We start from the raw sequence: 18,928 nt of genomic DNA, 5'->3' as shown, positions 1-18,928 counted from the left end.
TCAGTTGATCGGTGCCGGGCCAAGCTCTTCAATGAGCTTCTGCATGGCCACGTACGCCTTGTTCCGGTAGGCGATGAGTTCGGGAGTCCGTTCGGCGGGAACGTTGAGGAAGCCGGCTCCGGTCTTGGTGCCGAGCTTGCCTGCTTCCACCAGGTCGGAAAGGATCTTCGGCGTCGCGAAGCGCTCCGGGAACCCGGTCTGCAGCGACTTGTAGCAGAAGTTGTAGACGTCCAAACCGGCCATATCGGCGATCGCGAACGGCCCAAAGAAGGGCAAGCGGAAGCCGAACGTCGTACGGACCAGGGTGTCGACGTCGTCCGCTGTTGCGATCCCCTGTTCCACCAACTGTGCCGCCTCGTGAAACAGCGCGTACTGCAGGCGGTTGAGCACGAAGCCGGTGACGTCCTTCACCACGGCGGTCTGCTTGCCCGCCGCGTGCACGAGGTCACGCGATGCGGACACCGTTTCCACGGACGTACCTGCGTGCGGGATGACCTCGACGCCCGGGATGAACGGCGAAGGGTTGGAGAAGTGCACGCCCAGGAAGCGCTCAGGGTGGGTGACTGCCTCCGCCAGAGCCGCGATGGAGATGGTGGACGTGTTGGAGCCGATCAAGGCATCCGGCTTGGCTGCGGCGCTGATCCGGGCCAAGGTCTGGTGCTTGATCTCGAGGACTTCCGGGACTGCTTCTTCGATGAAATCGGCGTCTGCAACGGCTTCTTCGATGTCCTTGGCTGCCCACAGGTTCTGCTTGAGGACCTCCGTGGAGCCTTCAGGGAACAGGCCGTCTGCGCTGAACTGATCCGACTCTTCCAGAAGGCGGTCGTAGTTCTTCTGGGCAACTTCGGCGGACACGTCCGCGAGGGCCACGCGGGCCCCACCGAGCGCCAGCACCTGGGCGATGCCGCCGCCCATGTAGCCGGAACCCACGACGGCGATCTTCCGGGCTTGGGTTTGCGTTGAGGTCATGATCAGACCGCCTTCGTGTAGTCGGGTTCGTAGGAGCAGATGGCATCCACCTTGGCGGCGGAGGCGGAGTTCTCGTCGAAGCGGTGGCCGAGCCATTCGCCCACGAGTTTCTTGGCCAGTTCCAAGCCAATCACCCGCTGACCGAGGGTGAGGATCTGGGCGTTGTTGCTTAGCACGGAGCGTTCGACGGAGTATGCATCGTGCGCCGTGACAGCGCGGATTCCGGGGACCTTGTTGGCCGCGATGGCTACTCCGAGGCCCGTTCCGCAGATCAACAAAGCGCGGTCCGCTTCGCCTTCGGCCACCTTGCGGGCTGCGTCCACGGCCACGTGCGGGTACGCGGTGGAATCGTTGGCGCCAACGCCGACGTCGGTCACGGAAGCCACGCGCGGGTCGGCTTCGAGCAGGGCCTTGAGGGCGTTCTTATACTCAACGCCTGCTTCATCATTGCCGACGACGATTCGCCAGCCTTGGGTGTCGGTCATGCTCATGCTCCGTCCCCGGCCGGCGCAGAGGCAGCGGCCAGTTGTGTATCGAGGAATTGCGAGATGCGTGCTGCGATCAGTCCGAACGAGACGGCACCGGGGTCCGGGTGGCCGAGGCTCTTTTCCGCCAGGGGACGTGCCCGGCCCTTCAACGGGCGCAGCTCGGCGGTTGCCGCGGCAGCGGACTGGGCTGCCGCAGCGGCGAGTGCCAGTGCCCGGTCGACGGGTGCGCCGCCGTCGAGCTCTGCGAGGAACGCGTCCCGGAACGGCAGGAGGGCGTCCACCATGGTCTTGTCCCCTGCGTCTGCCTTGCCGAGTTCGGTGATGGCGTTGGTAAAGGCTGTGACCGCCGCGCGGGCATCGGCGTCTGTGTACGAGTCACGGTTCCCGAGCGCCTGCCCTGCAGCGATGACGGCCGAACCCCACAGGGCACCGGAAGTACCGCCGGCCTTTTCGCTCCAGGCCTCGCCAGCCGCGAGGAGGACGCGGGCCACAGAGGAACCGGAGGCCGCCTCGCTGGCGGCCGCAGCCGCCTCCACGCCGCGGCGCATGCCGATACCATGGTCGCCGTCGCCGGCGATCGCGTCCAGCTTGCCGAGCTCTTCTTCATGCTCGACGACGACGTCCCGCACCTGCGCGAGGACCGCCACGGCCTGCCGCCCGAGTTCAGCCGCCGCCGGGGTGGGCTGTTCCACCTCGGAGGTTTCGGCGTCGTCCGTCACTGCCGAGGTGCGGAGCGCGCGAGGCGCCATGCTTCCCTTGCGGAAGGCGGGAGTGTCGGCCGGCGCGGACCAATACTGCTCGAGTTCCTCGTCCAACCACAACAGCGTCAGCGACAACCCGGACATGTCCAGGCTGGTCACCAATTCACCGCATTCGGGCTCAACGACCGTAAGTCCCGCCGCGGTCAGGAGCTTTTCGATCTTGCCGAAGAGCAGGAAGAGCTCATCGTATTTGACCGTGCCCAAGCCGTTGACGATCGCAACTAGCCGGTCCCCTGCGTCCTCGGGCTTGTCCGCGAGGAGCCTGGCCACCAGGAGCTCGGCAAGCTCGGAAGCCGTAGGCATGGGGTGCTCGGAAATTCCCGGTTCGCCATGGATTCCCAGCCCCAGGGACATCTGCCCGGCGGGCACATGGAACAGCGGTTCCTTGGCCCCGGGCAGGGTGCAACCGTCGAACGCGACACCGAGGGACCGCGTGCGGTGGTTGGTCTTGATGGCCAAACGCTCGACGTCGTCAAGGTCCAGTCCCGCTTCGGCAGCGGCTCCTGCGATCTTGAAAACGGTGAGGTCACCGGCGATGCCCCGACGCTTCTCGACCTGATCGATGGGTGCGCTTGCGATGTCATCCGTGACGAGGACGGTGCGGGTCTCGATGCCTTCGGCGTTGAGCCGCAGCTGGGCCTGGCCAAAGTGGAGGACGTCGCCGGCGTAGTTGCCGTAGCTCAGCAGCACACCGCCGCCGGCATTCGCAGCCTTGGCTACGCGGTAGACCTGGCCGGCAGCCGGGGAGGCAAACATGTTGCCGCAGGCGGAACCCGTTGCGAGGCCCGGACCAACCAAGCCGGCGAAGGCCGGGTAGTGTCCCGAACCGCCGCCGATCACGAGCGATACCTGTCCTGTGGGAACCTCGGTGGAGCGGACCACTCCACCGTCAACGCGGGCCACGTAGTTGCGGTTGGCCGCAACGAAGCCGTCCAGTGCTTCATCGGCGAAGTCTGCCGGGTTGTCGAAAATCTGCGTCATGGTTCCTAGACCCCGGCGAACTGCGTGGACGCGGGCTGGCGACCTTGGGCCACCTTGCTCTGGCCCAGTGCATAGCTGTCCTTCTTGGGCAGGACGTGGCGGCGCAGGTAGTCCTGGTTGCTCGCGGTGACGCTGAGACCGTCTCCCCCGTAGTGCTCGGTGCAGAGGATGCCCTGGAAACCGACGGACAGCGCGAACTTGAAGGCTTCGCGGTAGTTGATGAGACCGCTTTCCATGGGCGCCGGCATGGTGATGTAGCTGTCGCGGGCGACGTCTTCATCCCGAACGTAGTTCTTCATGTGCCAGTAGTTGGAGTAAGGGAGGGTCTTGTGGACCAGTTCGCGCCAGTCCTCGATGGGTCGGTGCAGGCGGATCAGGTTGCCCAGGTCCGGGTTGAGGCCAACGTTGTCCAGCCCGATGTCCTGGACCAACTGGACGGAGGAATCGCCGGTGCCGAGGAAGGTATCCTCGTACATTTCCAGGGAGACCAGGATGCCTGCCTCAGCGGCGTGCTCTCCGAGTTCGCGGATGCGGGACACTGCGTTGTTCCACGCTTCCTTGTCACCGACGGGGTCCTTGTAACCCTCTACCGTCCAGAACCACAGCTGCTTCTGCTGTTCGGGGGTGATGGCCTGGTGCAGGCCGAAGGAGACAACTTCGCAGCCGAGTTCCGCGGCGGCGTCAATGGTGCGGTGGCTGTAGGCGAGGTTCTCGGCCCACTCTGTTTCATGGATGACGCTGCGGCGGATGGCCGAGATGACGGGGACTCCGATGCCAACCTCGTCGGCGGTCTGCTTGAACTCGGCAAGGCGTTCCTTGCTGAGGTCGCCGGGACGGACCCAGCTGTCAGTGAGGTCCGCATTGGCGAAACCTGCGTCCTTCACTTCCTGGAGGACGTCGGCCCAGACGGAAACGTCGGCGTCGTTGACCTGCAGGCCGGAAGCGTCAGTGCCCGGGAACTGGAGGAGGGCCGCGGTGATGGGCCAATTTTCGGCGGTGTACGCCATGTGTGATCACTCCTTTGTGGAATCCTGTTTCCTATAGGATTTACGAATGAAGCAAAGCTGTCAACCCTGTTCTGGAAACTTCCTAGATCCTATATGTCTTACATATGATTGTGAAGGGGATCACGGGGAGGGCTGACGGGCGGGCGCACCACTTGCCGCCAACCGCACCCGTAACCACAGGAGCACGAGGCGCGAACGGGTGCGCTACCCACGCAGCACAGGAGCACCAGGCGCGAACGGGTGCGTTGAAAGGGCTGACGGGCGGGGCACCACTTACCGCCAACCGCACCCGTAACCACAGGAGCACGAGGCGCGAACGGGTGCGCTACCCACGCAGCACAGGAGCACCAGGCGCGAACGGGCGCGTTGAAAGGGCTGACGGGCGGGGCACCACTTACCGCCAACCGCACCCGTAAGCTCAGGAGCACCAGGCGCGAACGGGTGCGCTACCCACGCAGCACAGGAGCACCAGGCGCGAACGGGTGCGCTGAAAGGGCTAACGGGCGGGGCGCACCACTTGCCGCCAACCGCACCCGTAAGCACAGGCGCATCAGGCGCGAACGGGTGCGCTACCCACGCAGCACAGGCGCACCAAACACGAACGGGCGCACGCACAAGTGTTCTTTCGGCGGTGGTCCGCCCTGGCGGTGGTCCGCCCTGGGGAGGGGATCAGCCCTGGGGAGCGTCGGCGATTGCCCGGCCGCGGACCTGCTCAACATGGTGGACCATCGCTTGGGCGGCTTGCTCTGGATCGCCGCCCAGCATGGCATCGAGGACGGCCTGATGTTCTGCGATGGCCTGCTCGGCGTCCGTGATGCCCACTCCCCCGAACAGGCGGAAGCGTTGAATCTGCCCACCCAGGGTGTTGTAGGCGGCGAGAAGGAACTGGTTGTTGGCTTGGGCCGCGATGAGTTGGTGGAAGCGCTCATCGGCTTCGAGGTAGCTGCGGTACTCCGCGAACGTGCCACCCCGCGGCGCCGTCTTCAGATCCTCCACTGCCTGCCTCAGCGCATCCAGTCCTTCCGGCGTCATCCTTGTACACGCCAACCGCGCATTGACCGGCTCGATCGATAGACGCGCTTCCATGAGCTCGGCGAAATCTTCCCGGGTGAACACCGGAGCGACGCGATAACCCTTGAGCGCCACACGCCGGACCATACCGGTGTGCTCCAACCTGGCCAGCGCCTCGCGCACCGGAGTGGGCGAGACCTCAAGTTCCCGGGCCATACCATCGATACTCACGGCCGCGCCGGGCTCCAGCCGACCGTCCATGAGCCATTCAAGGAGGGCCTCATATACATGGTCGGCCAGGACTTGGCGGCTCACGGCAAAGCCGGTACGGACAGAGCTCGGGGAAGCTTCAGGCATGCCCAAATCCTATAGGAACGCCCTCCACAACCCTCCAACATCCCCAAAAGCGCCCACCATTTTGCCGTCACATTCCGCCCACACTCCCCCCCAACTGAGTCGCATTTGTGCGCGTTTTGAGCGTTCAAAACGCGCACAAATGCGACCCAGTTGGGTTCGCACCGGTTAAGGTTCGACGCCGGCACTCGGGTGAGTGCCGGCGTCGGGATCCTGCTGGGGTGCTTTGCGCTTTAGTTGGCGTAGAACGGGTAGTCCGTGTAGCCCTCTGCGCCGTCAGCGTAGAACGTGGCCGCGTTCGGTTCGTTGACGGGAAGGCCTTCGCGCCAGCGGCGTGCGAGGTCCGGGTTGGCGATGGCGGGACGACCAACAACCACACCGTCGGCGAGACCGTTATCGATCAGTGCGGTTGCCTCATCACGCGTGGTGATTGCGCTGAAGCCGGTGTTCACCAGGAAGGTTCCGTTGAAACGCTCGCGGAGGTCCTGCACCAAAGACCCCTTGGGATCGTGGTGCAGGATGCTGAGGTACGCGAGGTTCAGGGGCGCGATGGTGTCCACCAGGACCTCGTACGTGGCGCGCACGTCCGCAGCGTCCACTTCCGCGATGCCCTGCACGTTGTGTTCCGGCGAAATCCGGATGCCAACGCGGTTCGCGCCAAGCGCTTCCACCACTGCATTGACGGTTTCGATGACGAAGCGTGCACGGTTTTCCGGCGACCCACCGTAGCTGTCAGTGCGGACGTTCGAGTTCGGAGCCAGGAACTCATGCAGCAGGTAGCCGTTGGCGGAGTGCAGTTCCACACCGTCGAACCCTGCCTCAATGGCGTTGCGGGAAGCTGCGACGATTTCCTGAATCACGGCGGGGAGCTCGTCGGTGCGCAGTTCGCGCGGAACCGGATACGCCTGCTTGCCCTTCGGGGTGCGGAGTTCACCTTCGATGGCAACGGCGCTGGGTCCGACGATTTCGTGACCACCGGTGATGTCAGCGTGCGAAACGCGGCCACCGTGCATTACCTGGGCGAAGATCCTGCCACCGTCGGCGTGGACGGCGTCCGTGACCTTCTTCCAGCCCGCGATCTGCTGTTCGGTGACGAGGCCGGGCTGGCCCGTGTAGGACTGGCCGGCAGGCGTGGGATAGGTGCCTTCGCTGACGATCAGGCCAAGGGAAGCGCGCTGGCGGTAGTGCTCGGCGATGAGGTCGTTCGGAACGCCTTCCAGGCCCGCGCGCAGGCGGGTCAGGGGCGCCATGACCAGTCGGTTGGGAAGTTCGAGCTCACCGAGTGCCAGTGGAGAAAACAGCATGCGCAGTTCCTTTCAGAATGAATCAGGTTCACTCTGCCCAACTGTGCGGCGTCTGCAACTATTCCAGATGAGGCGCAGATCACAGCCCGCGCTCTATGACGGCCTGTCGATCCAAGAGGACCCGTATCTCACCGAAATGCTTGTCCCAATACTGACGACACATGTCTTCATTCATCACCGCGGGCTCAGGCACCTCGAACTCACTCTCGACAGTCAACTTCGCTCCCCGAGGTGCAATTTCGAGTCGATACGTCGTTTGGGTTTGCACATCTCCAGCGGGCAACACGGGGCGCGTAACAGCCAACTGTTCTGGAATCTCTTGGACAACTTCAATGGCCCCTATGTTGCCGTTGCGATGGAAGAAGCACTGCAACTCCCCGGGTCCATCGGGAAGGGGAGGGACGGAGACGGCGTGATACACGCCGTCGGTCAGCGATAGTGCCGACTCGGCGGGACGGATCAGCGCCCACACCGCCGAAGGCGGGTGCGGAAACTCCGCAGAGCTGGAAACAGTGACAGTTTTGTAGCGCGGCGGTCTGCTCGCTGACGCCCGTTGAGCGCGGCCTCTGCGGTCCGCCGTGAGCCCGTAGATAAACGTCAGTAACAACCCGCCCACAACCAGCGCCAAGACGACCAGACCCCGGCCGTCGTTCTTTTGCACCATGGACGCCCCCAACACGCTGAGGGTTACCATCCCGACCAGCGCCATCAAGACAAAGTAGGTCAAAACAGTGTTCTTCACGAGGTTCAGGGTGCCACAGGGACGGAGCCACACCGCGCAAGGACACCCGTCCAGGATCCCCGGAAGGAAGGGACCAGCAGACGTGCCAGCCAGTTTGCTTTACTTGGTTAGCTCCCGTATCGATTCATCGAAGCACTCGCAGAGCGTCAGGACGGCCACCAGGTGCGCTTCTTCGGCGTGGGGCGGGTCCGTGTTGACGCAGATGGGCTCGCTGACCAACTGCCCCAGGTCCTTGGACTCCTTGCCTGTCAGTGCCCACACTTTGGCCCCGGCGGTCTTGGCGGCGGCTGCGGCGTCGCGGAGGTCATCGGCGATGCCACCGGAGGCGAACAGCACCACGATGTCGCCTTTACGGACGTGTTCCGTGAGCTGAGCACCAATGGACCCACCCTCACCATCCTTGCGGGCAGTGATGGTGGTGAAAGCCGAGCCGTCGCCTCCGTTGCGGGAATCATGCACGGCCAACTCAATGGTGAACCGGTCGGCTTCGTGGGCGGACCCTTTGCTTCCCGCCGCGAAGATCCTGCCGCCGCGGAGTTTTACCCGGGCCAATTCCTCGCCCCACTCCGCCAGCCTCGATGATTCCCGCCGCAGGGCAGCAACAGCCGGGCCAATTTCGCCCAAGTGGCCGAGGACCACATCAACCGAATGCCTGTTTGGCTTGACTTCCGTCGAGCGCATCGCCTGCCCTGTCCGCCTTACCACGATGCTCACTTTCTTCCTCCGTCTCTTCCTAGAAACTATGCGTTCCTATCGCCGTCCCGTAAAGGCCTTTCGCGCACGGATTCTTCGCGGGTCGTGCCCTCAGCTACATTTCCGTCATGCCTCGTTCCGTCAGGGATCCCGGCGTTGCGGCCGGTACGATCCCGGGTCAGCCTCTGCCCCTGGGGCTCAGCCACTTGCGCCCTGACGTCATCGTCGGTGCGGGCCTGCTCCGAAGTTCGCGTCCCGTCCTTGGTGGTGCGCACATCAGGGTCTACTTTGTCCGCGTGGCGCAAGTGTTCGTCCACCCGCTCACTGGCTTCCTTGGCTTGCGCCGAATGACGCTCGGCTTCGCGGCGGAGCCGGTTCGCTTCCGCTTCAGCCTGCACGGCAGCCGCTTCCGCCTGGGCGGACTCGACTTTGGCCTGGTGGGCACCTACGGCTTCCTGATCCGCTTTTTCGCGCAGATCGACTGCTCGACGGCGGTTCGCTTCAGTCTTTTTCCGCCGACCAACCACCACCGCGATAATCACCGCGGCTATGACGATGACGGCCACTACGATAATCAGAACCAATTGCCCGGTATCCATGTGGATTGCCTCCTTGGTGAACGGCTTTCTTGGGCGCCGCTCCTGGCCCACGCTGTGCGCGGTCGCCGCCGTGATCGCGGTGTACCCCGCCGGCCCCGCTTCCAATCGCCATGCATTCACTCCCCGGTCTTCACTGTCCGACAAATGTTTGTACCTTCCACCATCTTAACACTTTTCATCAGGCTGCTTACTAATGCGGGCGGGCGGCAGCTTGTCCCGGAGTCCGGGTCCCTTGTGCCCGGGCCGGGACTCTGATTCGCTGGGAAGGTCTCCTGCAGCGCGGGACTACTCCAGGCAAGAGCAGGGAGATCAATGATGAAAGCAGTGACATGGCAGGGACGACGCTCAGTGGGCGTCGTTGACGTACCGGATCCAACCATCCAGGAACCCACGGATGTGATCGTTCGGATTACCTCAACAGCGATTTGCGGCTCGGACCTGCACCTCTACGAGGTCCTCGGGCCTTTCATGCACAAGGGCGACGTCATAGGGCACGAGCCCATGGGCATTGTGGAAGAAGTGGGGTCCGAAGTCCACAGGCTGAAAAAGGGCGACCGTGTGGTGGTCCCGTTCAATATCTCCTGCGGCCGCTGCTACATGTGCAACCAGGGCCTGCAGTCGCAGTGTGAAACCACGCAGGTCAAGGAAAAGCATTCCGGGGCAGCACTCTTTGGCTACTCCGAGCTGTATGGTTCCGTTCCCGGCGGACAGGCACAGTACCTACGGGTTCCCTTCGGCGACTACGGCCCCGTCAAGGTGGACTCCGACCTGCCCGATGAGCGGTACCTGTTCCTTTCAGACATTTTGCCCACCGCGTGGCAGGCCGTCGACTACGCCAGCGTCCCCGACGGCGGTACGCTCGCCGTTCTGGGGTTGGGGCCGGTTGGACAGTTCGCTGCCAGGATTGGCAAGCACCAGGGCTTCCGGGTCATTGGCGTGGACCCTGTCCCCGAACGTCGGGCGATGGCCGAAGAACATGGCGTGGAGACGATGGACTACAGCCCTGACGTCTCGGAAATGATCCGGGACACAACGCTTGGCCGAGGACCTGATTCCGTCGTGGACGCGGTAGGCATGGAAGCGCATGGCTCCCCTGTGGCGTCGTTCCTCCACAAAGCGGTTTCGCTGCTTCCCGACAAGCCGGCACAGGTGGCCATGGAGACCATCAGCGTGGACCGGCTGGCCGCCTTGCACACCGCCGTCGATCTGGTGCGCCGCGGTGGGACCATCTCGCTCAGCGGCGTCTACGGCGGGCAAGCGGACCCGATGCCAATGATGACGATGTTCGACAAGCAAATACAACTCCGTATGGGGCAGTGCAATGTGCCCCGGTGGACCGACCAGCTGCTCCCCCTGGTGGAGGACGACGCCGATCCGCTGGCAGTCATGCATTTGGTCACCCACACCGGTGGTCTGGAGGAGGCTCCGGAGCTCTACGAGAAGTTCCAGAAGAAGGAAGACGGCTGCATCAAGGTAGTCCTCAAGCCCTGATGCCAACGCTCCGGAAGACCGCAGCGGATACTCAGCAAACTTACAGAATTGCTAGGTAATCTAGCGATTGTCAGCGTTCGACTATCCGGAAGGGGGCCCTCATGGGACTCGGAGACAAGATCAGCAACAAGGCCCAGGAAGTCACCGGCAAGGCAAAGGAAGCCCTGGGTGACGCCACCAACAACGAGAAACTGCAGGCTGAGGGTGTAGCCGACCAGGCCGCCGCGAAGGCCAAGCAGGCCGGCGAAAACGTCAAGGACGCCGCCAAGGACGCCTTCGACAAGTAACCCGCATGAGGGAAAAGGACGCTTTGGCCCACCGGCCAAGGCGTCCTTTTTCGTGCGCGCAACCAGGAAGTTCACCACCTAGATGATTTTCTCTTCCACCTAATTTTTGAATATCAGCACCTAATTTCCCCTGTTTCGGTCTAGGGAAGCCATTTTTTGCCACCTAGACCGATTTTCGTGTGCTCACAATGACCCCGACCGTGTGACCAATTCCGGTCTTCGCCACCCATCAGGTTCGCGGTGGGTGATGGTTCGAGGCTGTTGGGGGCTCTTGATGGGTGTTTGGGATATCGACTTGGCTGCTGCAACCACTACGCTGACGGCCGCTGCGTCACAGATTGAGACGACGCAACCATCAGTTGCCGGGATGGGTAAGGCACTGCAAAAAACGGCGGAGGCGATCCCACCGGAGGCTGCGACGGTCCTGAATGCACTCAATGACGTGGTGGAACTGAAACTCACGCCTGCTGCCACCGAGGTGGCCAGCCGGTCAGAGACCATCATCACCTCCACGGCGAAGGCCCTGGCTTTCTACCGGCAAGGTGACCTGGACATGGCAGCCGTCGCCCAGCGCAGCGCTGCCCAGGTGGAGGCCCCCGACCCGTCACCGGTCCATGGTGGCCCCGCCCTGCCCTTGCGGGGTTAGGGATGAGTGCCTTCCCTGAGACGTCGTCCGGATTAAATCCTTCGGGTGGTTTTGCGTTGCCCGATGTTGACGACCTGGATGCCGGAGCACGTTCATTGCGGCAGCACGCTGATGATTTCCTGACGGATTTCTGTACTACCACCGCGCTGTGGCGGCAGCTCTCCACCTCGTACAAGACCGATGACTCGGCGACCGTACTGGCGGCCTTTGACCATCTGACCCCAACCGCGCAGCGCGTCCAAAGCACAGCGACAGCCTCGGCAAAGGCCCTGGAGACGTTCTCCACCACCTGCCGGGACTTGAAGCTTCGTTTGGAGGCGTATGGCCGGGCTGTACACACCTTGGATGCGGACATCTCGGTCTATCCCACCAGCGTTGAGGTCACCCACCGGCTCAAGGATGACGAGATCACCATCACCGAGCACCGCACATGGAACGGCGACGCGGACCTCAGCGACAGGCGCGCCCGGCTCGCCGCTGACATCAAGTCAATCCATGAGGAATACCTGACGGCGCAAAATACCTGCGCCGCGTCCCTGGCCGAGGTGTCCGGCGGCACGGTCTACACCGCCAGCGCGCTGCCACACGTCGATCTGCGGTCGGGCAGCGTGGTGGATGAGATCCTGTACGACGCCGGGACCACACTTGGCGTGGACCACCCCGAGCCGGAACCGCCGTGGGGCCGGGCGACGGTGCCGTACCGGCCATACGACGCTCTGGGGTTCATTCAGGGCTTTGGCGCCGGCGCGATTGAGCTGGTGGACGGCGTGTGGTCATTCGTGGGGACCGGAAACGACACTAAATCCGAGCTGGCTTGGGGTGGCGTCGGCGCTCTGGCCAGTGCTGCTCTAACTGTTAATTGGGCCAAAGTAAACGAGGGCTTCCGGAAGGAACACGCCGAGGAGGTGGCCCAGGCCGAGGAACTGCTCGGATCCCTCGGACCGGCCCTGATCCACACCAACGAGCACGCCACCAATCCGAACTGGGCCGCTGGCCAAAACATGTTCACGGTGGCCAGTGCTTCCGTGGGTTACGGCGCCGGGGCACTCATCAAATCAGGAACGGTCTTCAGCAAGGCGGGGGCACTCGCCGTACGGATGTCCGTAGCGGCCATGGAGAGTGGCAAGTACGCGGCGTTGGCCGCCAGGCTCGCCGCGAGCTCCCATATCCTTCTCACCGCCGGGGACTTCCTGGCCAAGCCAGGCTCCCTGGCGTTGAAGGTTTCGGACATCCTCGCCCCCGCCACCACCGCGAAGGTCCAAGCCGCGTTGACCAGAGCCAGCGTCGGTGCCTGGAAGTTTGCTGGAGCTGTTCCGACGGCAGCAGGCGAACTCGTCACCGGTGCCAAACGTGCCACTGCCGAGGCCCTCACCAAACTTGCAGACGGAGTACGGGCCGCAGACGCCGTCCTGCCCAAGGCCGCGTTTCCCGATGCCCATGGGACCCTCACCCACACCCACACCGGTCTCGCCGACGGGCTCGAGGCCAAAGCCGCAAAGATCCGGGAGGACAACCCGCCCGCTTTCACGCCGTCCCACCGCGCAGAACCGGACACCCCGCGGCCGTCATTTGCCTCGGCGATGGAGACCAGGTTCCCCAAACCCGGGCACGTGACCGACACTGTGACGCTGCGGCACGGTGACCCCAGCTTCCCGATCCACCGCAAGGAGAACTTCGCCGCCCGAACCAACCTCAAGCCCAACACCGAGTACATCGTCGAGAACCGGCGCGTCATGAAGGGCAGCGAGGGAAACGTCGACGTACCCTCCCTTGAGAAGTACTACACCGACGAAACCGGACAAGTCACTCGCGTGGACACGTACGCAGGTGTAAGGGGTGCGTGGTCGCCGGAGCTGAACAAACCCATGCCCAACGTGACCTACAACGTCATCGCCGAAGTGGACGGCGGCCTGCGGAACACGTTCACCCTCGTCATGGACCAGTACGCCCACCTCGCCTCCGCCAAGGGCCACGTCGTCTCCACCCTCGTAGGGAATTCGAACCGGAACGGCTACCAACAATGGAAGGCCGGCAGGCTCGGCGGGCCAGGCTACGACGGCGGCCACGCCAGCCCGTCCGCCCTCGGTTTCATCGGAGAGAAAGCCGGTCTTTTCCCGCAACACCAGTGGCAAAACCGTGCAGCGGGCAAACCCAACGATGACCACAACTTCCACGAAGTCGAAATGGACGTGATCAACAAGGTCAAGAACGACCTCATGAATGGCGAGCCCGTTGATCTCAGATGGGAAATGGTGCTGAACCGATCCGACAGTGAGGCAGTCCCGGCGTCAACCGACCTATGGTTCTCATTCGACGGTATGGATCGAACAACTGCCCGGTTCAATAATCTCAAGACAAGTGAGTAGGCTTCATCAAATGGAAAAATTGGATCTGAACCAAGACCCATGGATCCGCCAAGGTCTTGCAAGGCTTCGCGAGGAGGCTTTCGGGCCACGTGGCTTTGCAATCGGCTCCGATGAGCTTGTTGACGTCCTTGTCCACCGAACGTCAAGCACCTTCCGACGTGGCCGCATGTACAGGAGTGGCCAAATCGTACCTCGCCTCGATCATGCCCAGTATGCCGGGAGATTGGTTGAGGACTGGTTGACAGAATGCAGGATTCGAAGTTACCTGCCGGGGTGCGGAACGTGGACCACTGCTGAGGTCCACGTTTACCCTGACAGGCCGGGACATGTGGATTTCTTCGACGAAGAGCACCTCGATCGAATGTCTGATGGAAGCTGGTTCCCAGGGGGCTACCCCTCCAGCGCCGCCGCTTGGGCACGACAGTTGCTCTTTTACCCCCGCACCGTCGACAACATCCCGCCCTGGATGTGGGACATCTTCCGCGCCGAAGGGATCACCCCACCCGTCTACAACCCCCGGTTCAACTCGGTCGACTGGAAGAACCGACGCCGCCCGGTCACAGAGCGCGGAACCGACCTGACAGTGGAACCCACCATCATCGACCCCTCGAAAGAACCCGGTCGCCTCGCGAAATTAGCCAAGAAGCTCTTCAACAAGTAGAGCGAAAAAACAGAGCGCGCTGTGATGCCCCACAACGCGCTCCGCTGCATCTCGGCACCGGGTACGGACAGTTAGCGCTCCGACGCCGGCAGCACCAATGTGCCTGACTTGTCCGTGGACAAGGCGAGGGACGAGATGTACTGGGGTTCGCCGTCGGGCCCGTCCTGGGCCGACCGCAGCATATCCGGGCGCTCGAACTCGAGGCCGGTGACATGGCAAAGGAGTTTGGCATCGCTGGGGTTGCCGTCGGCGTCGAACATGGGGAGATCAATGCCGTCGTCGATCCGGCGAAGGTAGCAGCGTCCCCGGGTCCACAGGGCCAGGACCGGCGGCAACACGAGCGCCAGGAGCACTGCGAAGATCGGCGAGTACGGCTGCACGGCAGAACCAAAGGCTCCGAAGAACACTGCGATGGACACCCCTGCCGAGACCAGCATGGACACGAAGCCCACCGGGTTGATGGCGTAGAGCATGCCGCGGCGGAATTCCGGAACCTTGGGCGAAATCTTCAGGAGGTACTTGTTGATGGTGATGTCCGAGGCCACCGTGACCACCCAGGCCATGGCGCAGTTGGCATAGAACCCCAGGATGGTGTTGAGGAAGTCGAACATGTTGGACTCCATCAGGATCAGGGCAATGACCAGGTTGACCACCACGAAGACCATGCGGCCCGGGTAGGTCTTGGTGATCCGGGTGAAGGAATTCGTCCAAGCGAGCGAGCCGGAGTAGGCGTTGGTGACGTTGATCTTGATCTGGGAGATGACCACCAGCACCACGGCCAGTGTCATGGCCAGCCAAGCAGGCATCATCTCCTGGTACACGCCAAGGAACTGGTGCACGGGTTCGTTGGCGTGGACGGAGGCGGCGGGATCGAGCGTGGCGATGAGGTAGATCGCGATGAACAGGCCAACGATCTGCTTGATGGCACCGAACAGGACCCAGCCCGGGCCGGCGAGGATCACAGCACGCCACCAGGCGCCCTTGTTTTCAGCGGTCTTGGGTGGCATGAAACGGAGGTAGTCGATCTGCTCGGCGATCTGGGCCATGAGCGAGAGGCAGACACCCGCGGCCAGCATCACGGAGGCCAGGTTGGGTCCGCCGTCACCTGATTCACCTGTGTAGGCGAAGAAGGAGTCGATGCTTTCCGGGTGGGAGATGACCAGGTACCCCACGGGGACCACCATCAGGAGCAGCCACAGTGGGGTGGTCCAGACCTGCAGCGTGGCCAGTGTCTTCATCCCGTAGATCACCAAGGGAATGATGATGATGGTTGAAACCGCGTAGCCCAACCACTGCGGAACACCCAGGCCGAGCTCCAGTCCCTGCGCCATGATGGAGCCTTCCAGGGCGAAGAAGATGAACGTGAACGTCGCGAAGATAACGTTCGTGACCACGGATCCGTAGTAGCCGAAGCCCGAACCGCGGGTGATGAGGTCCAGGTCGATGTTGTACCGGGCGGCGTAATAGGCCAGCGGGAAACCGGTAGCGAAGATGATGACCGCTGCCACGATAATGCCGAGGATGGCATTCACCGTGCCGTAGGCGATGCCGATGTTGGCGCCAATGGAGAAATCGGCCAAGTAGGCGATTCCGCCCAAGGCACTCGTCGCCACCACACCGGCACTCCATTTCCGGTAGGACCGCGGGGCAAAACGAAGGGTGTAGTCCTCCAGGCTTTCCTTGGCCGCGCTCATCGCGTCGGCGTTGCCTGCCGCTGCCGCGATGGGGGCGCCGCTTACGACGGCGGTACTCGCCGCCGTCGTCGGCTCCAGTGTCCGGGTACTGGTCACATCGTCACTCATGCGTCATCACTTTCCTTGGCCGGTGGTTCGCCCACGACGCTAGTCACGCAGCGCGTCAAATCAGTCACAAGCATGTTTCACGGCTGTAACTTCTGCACCTAGCGTCACGCCTTGAGTTCGCAGAAGCCGTCCAAAATGGGCCCTGCCGGTTTGTGAGCACCCCACAAAATCGCTGTTCCGCGGCGCGGATACCGTCTACTGCATGACCACCGATTCAACCCAAGAAACCACTGCTTACGCCATTCTTGACCTCGCAAGGGAGCAGGTCCTGGATCGCGGCGAAGGCCTCACCGAAGCCCAACTTGTGGAGATCCTCCAACTCCCGGACGAAGCGATCCCTGGCGCGCTGCAATTGGCGCACGAGGTCCGGCTCAAGCATTGCGGCGAGGACGTGGAGGTTGAGGGCATCATCTCCATCAAGACCGGCGGCTGCCCCGAGGACTGCCACTTCTGCAGCCAGTCCGGACTGTTCGACTCCCCCGTCCGCGGCGTGTGGCTGGACATCCCGGAACTGGTCAAGGCCGCGAAAGAAACGGCTGCGACTGGTGCCACCGAATTCTGCATCGTGGCCGCCGTCCGTGGTCCGGACATCAAGCTGATGAACCAGATCAAGTTCGCGATCGACCGCATCAACGAAGAAGTGGACATCAACATCGCTTGCTCGCTGGGCATGCTCACCCAGCGGCAGGTGGACCAGCTCAAGGAGTGGGGCGTCCACCGCTACAACCACAACCTCGAAACGGCCCGAAGCTATTTCCCCGAGGTCGTCACGACACACAGCTACGAGGAACGCCTGGAAACCTGCGCCATGGTCAAGGCTGCCGGGATGGAGCTGTGCTGCGGTGCCCTGATCGGCATGGGCGAGACGCTCCACCAAAGGGCCGAACTCGCGGCCCAGCTCGCTGCACTGGAACCCCACGAGGTCCCCTTGAACTTCCTCAACCCCCGCCCCGGAACGCCCTTGGAAAACCAAGGAATCATGGGCGGCAAGGACGCCCTGCGTGCCATCGCCGCCTTCCGTCTGGCCATGCCGCGCACCGTCCTGCGCTACGCCGGCGGCCGCGAACTGACCCTGGGAGACCTCGGCACCAGGGACGGCTTGCTCGGTGGCATCAATGCTGTGATCGTCGGGAACTACCTCACCACCCTGGGCCGCCCCGCCACCGCGGACCTCAACCTCCTGGTGGAACTCAACATGCCCATCAAGGAATTCCAGAAGTCGCTGTGAATGCCGAAGCCGGCTACTGCGGACACTGCGGCGGCGAAGCTACAGGCGAGACAGCCACCCAGGGTGGGAGTCCGACGTCGGCCGCCCACCACGGCTGCCAACAGCAGTTGGTGATGGAGCCACCCAGGTACTGCGCCCAGTGCAGGCGTCGCATGAAGGTCCAGGTCACTCCGCTGGGTTGGACCGCCGAATGTTCCCGTCACGGAAGGGGCACCCCATGAGATCGCTCATCGAACGGGACCGAGCCAGCTTGTGGCACCCGTACGCCCCTGCCTCGGAGACCCTGCCGTTGTGGGCCGTGGAGGCGGCCGACGGCGTGGCGCTGCGGCTGCGGGACGAGGACGGACGGATCCATGAGGTGCTCGACGCGATGTCCTCGTGGTGGTCGGTGATCCACGGCTACCGGCACCCCGTACTCGACGCCGCCGCCCACCGCCAAGTGGAGCATTTCAGCCATGTCATGTTCGGCGGCCTGACCCACCAGCCAGCAGTGGAACTCGCGGAACGGCTTGCAGCTATGACGCCGGGAAACCTCGAACGGGTGTTCCTGGCTGATTCGGGGTCCATCTCCGTGGAGGTGGCGCTGAAGCTGGCCGTGCAATTCCAGACGGCGAAGGGGCGTCCGAAGCGCCGACGCTTCCTGACCATCAGGGGTGGGTACCACGGGGACACCTTCGCTGCCATGGGCGTTTGCGACCCAGTGGACGGCATGCATTCGGCGTTTCCCGGCTTGCTGGCAAAGAACGTCTTCGCGCCACGTCCACCGGCCGCAGCCACCGCGACACCTGCCGCGATGGAACAGTGGCGTGCCGACGTCGAAAGCCAGGCAAGCGAACACACCGATGAGCTGGCCGCAATCATCGCGGAGCCCCTCCTGCAGGGCGCCGGCGGCATGTTCGCCTATCCCGCTGAGTGCGTGCGGATCCTGCGCGAGGTGGCGAACCACCACGGACTGCTGCTCATCCTCGACGAAATCGCCACGGGTTTCGGACGCACCGGCGAGCTCTTCGCAGCCGACCACGCCGGTGTCACTCCGGACATCATGTGCGTCGGCAAGGCCCTCACCGGCGGCTACCTCACGCTTGCCGCAACCGTGTGCACCGCGGAGGTAGCGAAGGCTGTGTCCGGTGGAGATGCGGGTGCGTTGCTGCACGGGCCCACGTTCATGGCCAACCCCTTGGCGTGCGCCGTGGCGAACGCCAGCCTGCGGTTGCTGCAGGATGGCGCATGGCGCGCTGACGTGGCCCGGGTGGGTGCCGGGCTCGCGTCCGGGCTGACCCCGGCGTTGAAGCTCGACGGCGTCACGGACGTTCGTACCATTGGCGCTGTAGGGGTCATCGAGCTGAGGGACGCCGTGGACGTCGCCGCGGTGACGCGGACCGCCGTCGAGCATGGCGTCTGGGTACGCCCCTTCCGGAACCTCATCTATGCCATGCCGCCCTACATCAGTTCTGCGGCCGAGGTGCAGTCCATCGCTGAGGGAATGGTGGCGGCCGCGGAGGGCGTTCAGGCAAGCGAAGGGGTGGCCGCATGAGCCG

17 protein-coding genes are annotated in these 18,928 nt (G+C 63.4%); 7 read left to right on the top strand and 10 right to left on the bottom strand.

Annotation, left to right across the window (positions count from 1 at the left end):
- The 9 genes from ACIPY3_RS12090 to ACIPY3_RS12050 form a co-directional block, all read right to left on the bottom strand.
- On the bottom strand, window positions 1-969 hold the full coding sequence (locus tag ACIPY3_RS12090) for a 3-hydroxyacyl-CoA dehydrogenase family protein (RefSeq protein ID WP_400334336.1): 969 nt from the start codon (window positions 967-969) through the stop codon (window positions 1-3).
- 2 nt (window positions 970-971) lie between these two features.
- Window positions 972-1,454 carry a ribose-5-phosphate isomerase gene (locus ACIPY3_RS12085; RefSeq protein WP_400334333.1) on the bottom strand — a complete coding sequence of 161 codons (483 nt, stop codon included), beginning with the start codon at window positions 1,452-1,454 and terminating at the stop codon, window positions 972-974.
- A 2-nt stretch (window positions 1,455-1,456) separates the two neighbouring features.
- The gene (dhaL, locus tag ACIPY3_RS12080) at window positions 1,457-3,199 is read right to left on the bottom strand and encodes a dihydroxyacetone kinase subunit DhaL (protein ID WP_400334331.1); all 1,743 of its coding nucleotides are present in this window, start codon (window positions 3,197-3,199) and stop codon (window positions 1,457-1,459) included.
- A 5-nt stretch (window positions 3,200-3,204) separates the two neighbouring features.
- The gene (locus ACIPY3_RS12075) at window positions 3,205-4,206 is read right to left on the bottom strand and encodes a sugar phosphate isomerase/epimerase family protein (protein ID WP_400334329.1); all 1,002 of its coding nucleotides are present in this window, start codon (window positions 4,204-4,206) and stop codon (window positions 3,205-3,207) included.
- Between the two features lie 669 nt (window positions 4,207-4,875).
- Window positions 4,876-5,574, bottom strand: coding sequence for a GntR family transcriptional regulator (locus ACIPY3_RS12070; RefSeq protein ID WP_400334327.1), 699 nt, complete (start codon window positions 5,572-5,574; stop codon window positions 4,876-4,878).
- Window positions 5,575-5,804: 230 nt separating this feature from the next.
- Window positions 5,805-6,875, bottom strand: coding sequence for an alkene reductase (locus ACIPY3_RS12065; RefSeq protein WP_400334325.1), 1,071 nt, complete (start codon window positions 6,873-6,875; stop codon window positions 5,805-5,807).
- Between the two features lie 79 nt (window positions 6,876-6,954).
- Window positions 6,955-7,617, bottom strand: coding sequence for a hypothetical protein (locus ACIPY3_RS12060; RefSeq protein WP_400334323.1), 663 nt, complete (start codon window positions 7,615-7,617; stop codon window positions 6,955-6,957).
- A gap of 99 nt (window positions 7,618-7,716) precedes the next feature.
- Window positions 7,717-8,331 (bottom strand): phosphoheptose isomerase, encoded by a 615-nt coding sequence (locus ACIPY3_RS12055; protein WP_400334322.1) that lies wholly within the window; start codon window positions 8,329-8,331, stop codon window positions 7,717-7,719.
- 26 nt (window positions 8,332-8,357) lie between these two features.
- On the bottom strand, window positions 8,358-8,909 hold the full coding sequence (locus ACIPY3_RS12050) for a hypothetical protein (RefSeq protein ID WP_400334320.1): 552 nt from the start codon (window positions 8,907-8,909) through the stop codon (window positions 8,358-8,360).
- A gap of 315 nt (window positions 8,910-9,224) precedes the next feature.
- On the opposite strand from ACIPY3_RS12050, the gene ACIPY3_RS12045 reads away from it, so the two are divergent.
- The 5 genes from ACIPY3_RS12045 to ACIPY3_RS12025 all read left to right on the top strand — a co-directional run bounded on the left by ACIPY3_RS12045 (window position 9,225) and on the right by ACIPY3_RS12025 (window position 14,360).
- Window positions 9,225-10,400, top strand: coding sequence for a zinc-dependent alcohol dehydrogenase (locus ACIPY3_RS12045; RefSeq protein WP_400334374.1), 1,176 nt, complete (start codon window positions 9,225-9,227; stop codon window positions 10,398-10,400).
- 101 nt (window positions 10,401-10,501) lie between these two features.
- Window positions 10,502-10,687, top strand: a complete 186-nt coding sequence (locus ACIPY3_RS12040) for a CsbD family protein (protein ID WP_397323006.1) — start codon at window positions 10,502-10,504, stop codon at window positions 10,685-10,687.
- Window positions 10,688-10,961: 274 nt separating this feature from the next.
- Entirely contained in the window at window positions 10,962-11,333 is a 372-nt protein-coding gene (locus ACIPY3_RS12035; protein ID WP_400334316.1) for a DUF6507 family protein, read from the top strand.
- A gap of 2 nt (window positions 11,334-11,335) precedes the next feature.
- Window positions 11,336-13,699: a hypothetical protein gene (locus tag ACIPY3_RS12030; RefSeq protein ID WP_400334313.1), complete on the top strand. Its 2,364-nt coding sequence runs from the start codon at window positions 11,336-11,338 to the stop codon at window positions 13,697-13,699.
- A 361-nt stretch (window positions 13,700-14,060) separates the two neighbouring features.
- Complete coding sequence (locus ACIPY3_RS12025; RefSeq protein ID WP_400334310.1) at window positions 14,061-14,360, top strand: hypothetical protein; 300 nt, start codon at window positions 14,061-14,063, stop codon at window positions 14,358-14,360.
- A 71-nt stretch (window positions 14,361-14,431) separates the two neighbouring features.
- Here ACIPY3_RS12025 and ACIPY3_RS12020 read toward each other — a convergent pair whose 3' ends face one another.
- On the bottom strand, window positions 14,432-16,162 hold the full coding sequence (locus ACIPY3_RS12020; RefSeq protein ID WP_400334307.1) for a purine-cytosine permease family protein: 1,731 nt from the start codon (window positions 16,160-16,162) through the stop codon (window positions 14,432-14,434).
- A 202-nt stretch (window positions 16,163-16,364) separates the two neighbouring features.
- Between ACIPY3_RS12020 and bioB the strand changes: the two genes are divergently transcribed.
- Window positions 16,365-17,390: a biotin synthase BioB gene (bioB, locus tag ACIPY3_RS12015; RefSeq protein ID WP_400334304.1), complete on the top strand. Its 1,026-nt coding sequence runs from the start codon at window positions 16,365-16,367 to the stop codon at window positions 17,388-17,390.
- A 217-nt stretch (window positions 17,391-17,607) separates the two neighbouring features.
- Window positions 17,608-18,924, top strand: a complete 1,317-nt coding sequence (gene bioA, locus ACIPY3_RS12010; protein ID WP_400334302.1) for an adenosylmethionine--8-amino-7-oxononanoate transaminase — start codon at window positions 17,608-17,610, stop codon at window positions 18,922-18,924.
- The last annotated feature ends 4 nt before the right edge of the window (window positions 18,925-18,928 follow it).

Origin of the sequence: Paenarthrobacter sp. NPDC089714 (assembly GCF_044748905.1) — a bacterium.
Lineage (GTDB): Bacteria > Actinomycetota > Actinomycetes > Actinomycetales > Micrococcaceae > Arthrobacter.
This window is presented reverse-complemented; position numbering and strand designations above follow the sequence as displayed.

Excerpts from the sequence above, each read along its gene's own strand:
- ACIPY3_RS12090 (WP_400334336.1), bottom strand. The coding sequence starts at position 969 with ATGACCTCAACGCAAACCCAAGCCCGGAAGATCGCCGTCGTGGGTTCC.
- ACIPY3_RS12085 (WP_400334333.1), bottom strand. The coding sequence starts at position 1,454 with ATGACCGACACCCAAGGCTGGCGAATCGTCGTCGGCAATGATGAAGCA.
- dhaL (WP_400334331.1), bottom strand. The coding sequence starts at position 3,199 with ATGACGCAGATTTTCGACAACCCGGCAGACTTCGCCGATGAAGCACTG.
- ACIPY3_RS12075 (WP_400334329.1), bottom strand. The coding sequence starts at position 4,206 with ATGGCGTACACCGCCGAAAATTGGCCCATCACCGCGGCCCTCCTCCAG.
- ACIPY3_RS12070 (WP_400334327.1), bottom strand. The coding sequence starts at position 5,574 with ATGCCTGAAGCTTCCCCGAGCTCTGTCCGTACCGGCTTTGCCGTGAGC.
- ACIPY3_RS12065 (WP_400334325.1), bottom strand. The coding sequence starts at position 6,875 with ATGCTGTTTTCTCCACTGGCACTCGGTGAGCTCGAACTTCCCAACCGA.
- ACIPY3_RS12050 (WP_400334320.1), bottom strand. The coding sequence starts at position 8,909 with ATGGATACCGGGCAATTGGTTCTGATTATCGTAGTGGCCGTCATCGTC.
- ACIPY3_RS12045 (WP_400334374.1), top strand. The coding sequence starts at position 9,225 with ATGAAAGCAGTGACATGGCAGGGACGACGCTCAGTGGGCGTCGTTGAC.
- ACIPY3_RS12040 (WP_397323006.1), top strand. The coding sequence starts at position 10,502 with ATGGGACTCGGAGACAAGATCAGCAACAAGGCCCAGGAAGTCACCGGC.
- ACIPY3_RS12035 (WP_400334316.1), top strand. The coding sequence starts at position 10,962 with ATGGGTGTTTGGGATATCGACTTGGCTGCTGCAACCACTACGCTGACG.
- ACIPY3_RS12030 (WP_400334313.1), top strand. The coding sequence starts at position 11,336 with ATGAGTGCCTTCCCTGAGACGTCGTCCGGATTAAATCCTTCGGGTGGT.
- ACIPY3_RS12025 (WP_400334310.1), top strand. The coding sequence starts at position 14,061 with ATGTCTGATGGAAGCTGGTTCCCAGGGGGCTACCCCTCCAGCGCCGCC.
- ACIPY3_RS12020 (WP_400334307.1), bottom strand. The coding sequence starts at position 16,162 with ATGAGTGACGATGTGACCAGTACCCGGACACTGGAGCCGACGACGGCG.
- bioB (WP_400334304.1), top strand. The coding sequence starts at position 16,365 with ATGACCACCGATTCAACCCAAGAAACCACTGCTTACGCCATTCTTGAC.
- bioA (WP_400334302.1), top strand. The coding sequence starts at position 17,608 with ATGAGATCGCTCATCGAACGGGACCGAGCCAGCTTGTGGCACCCGTAC.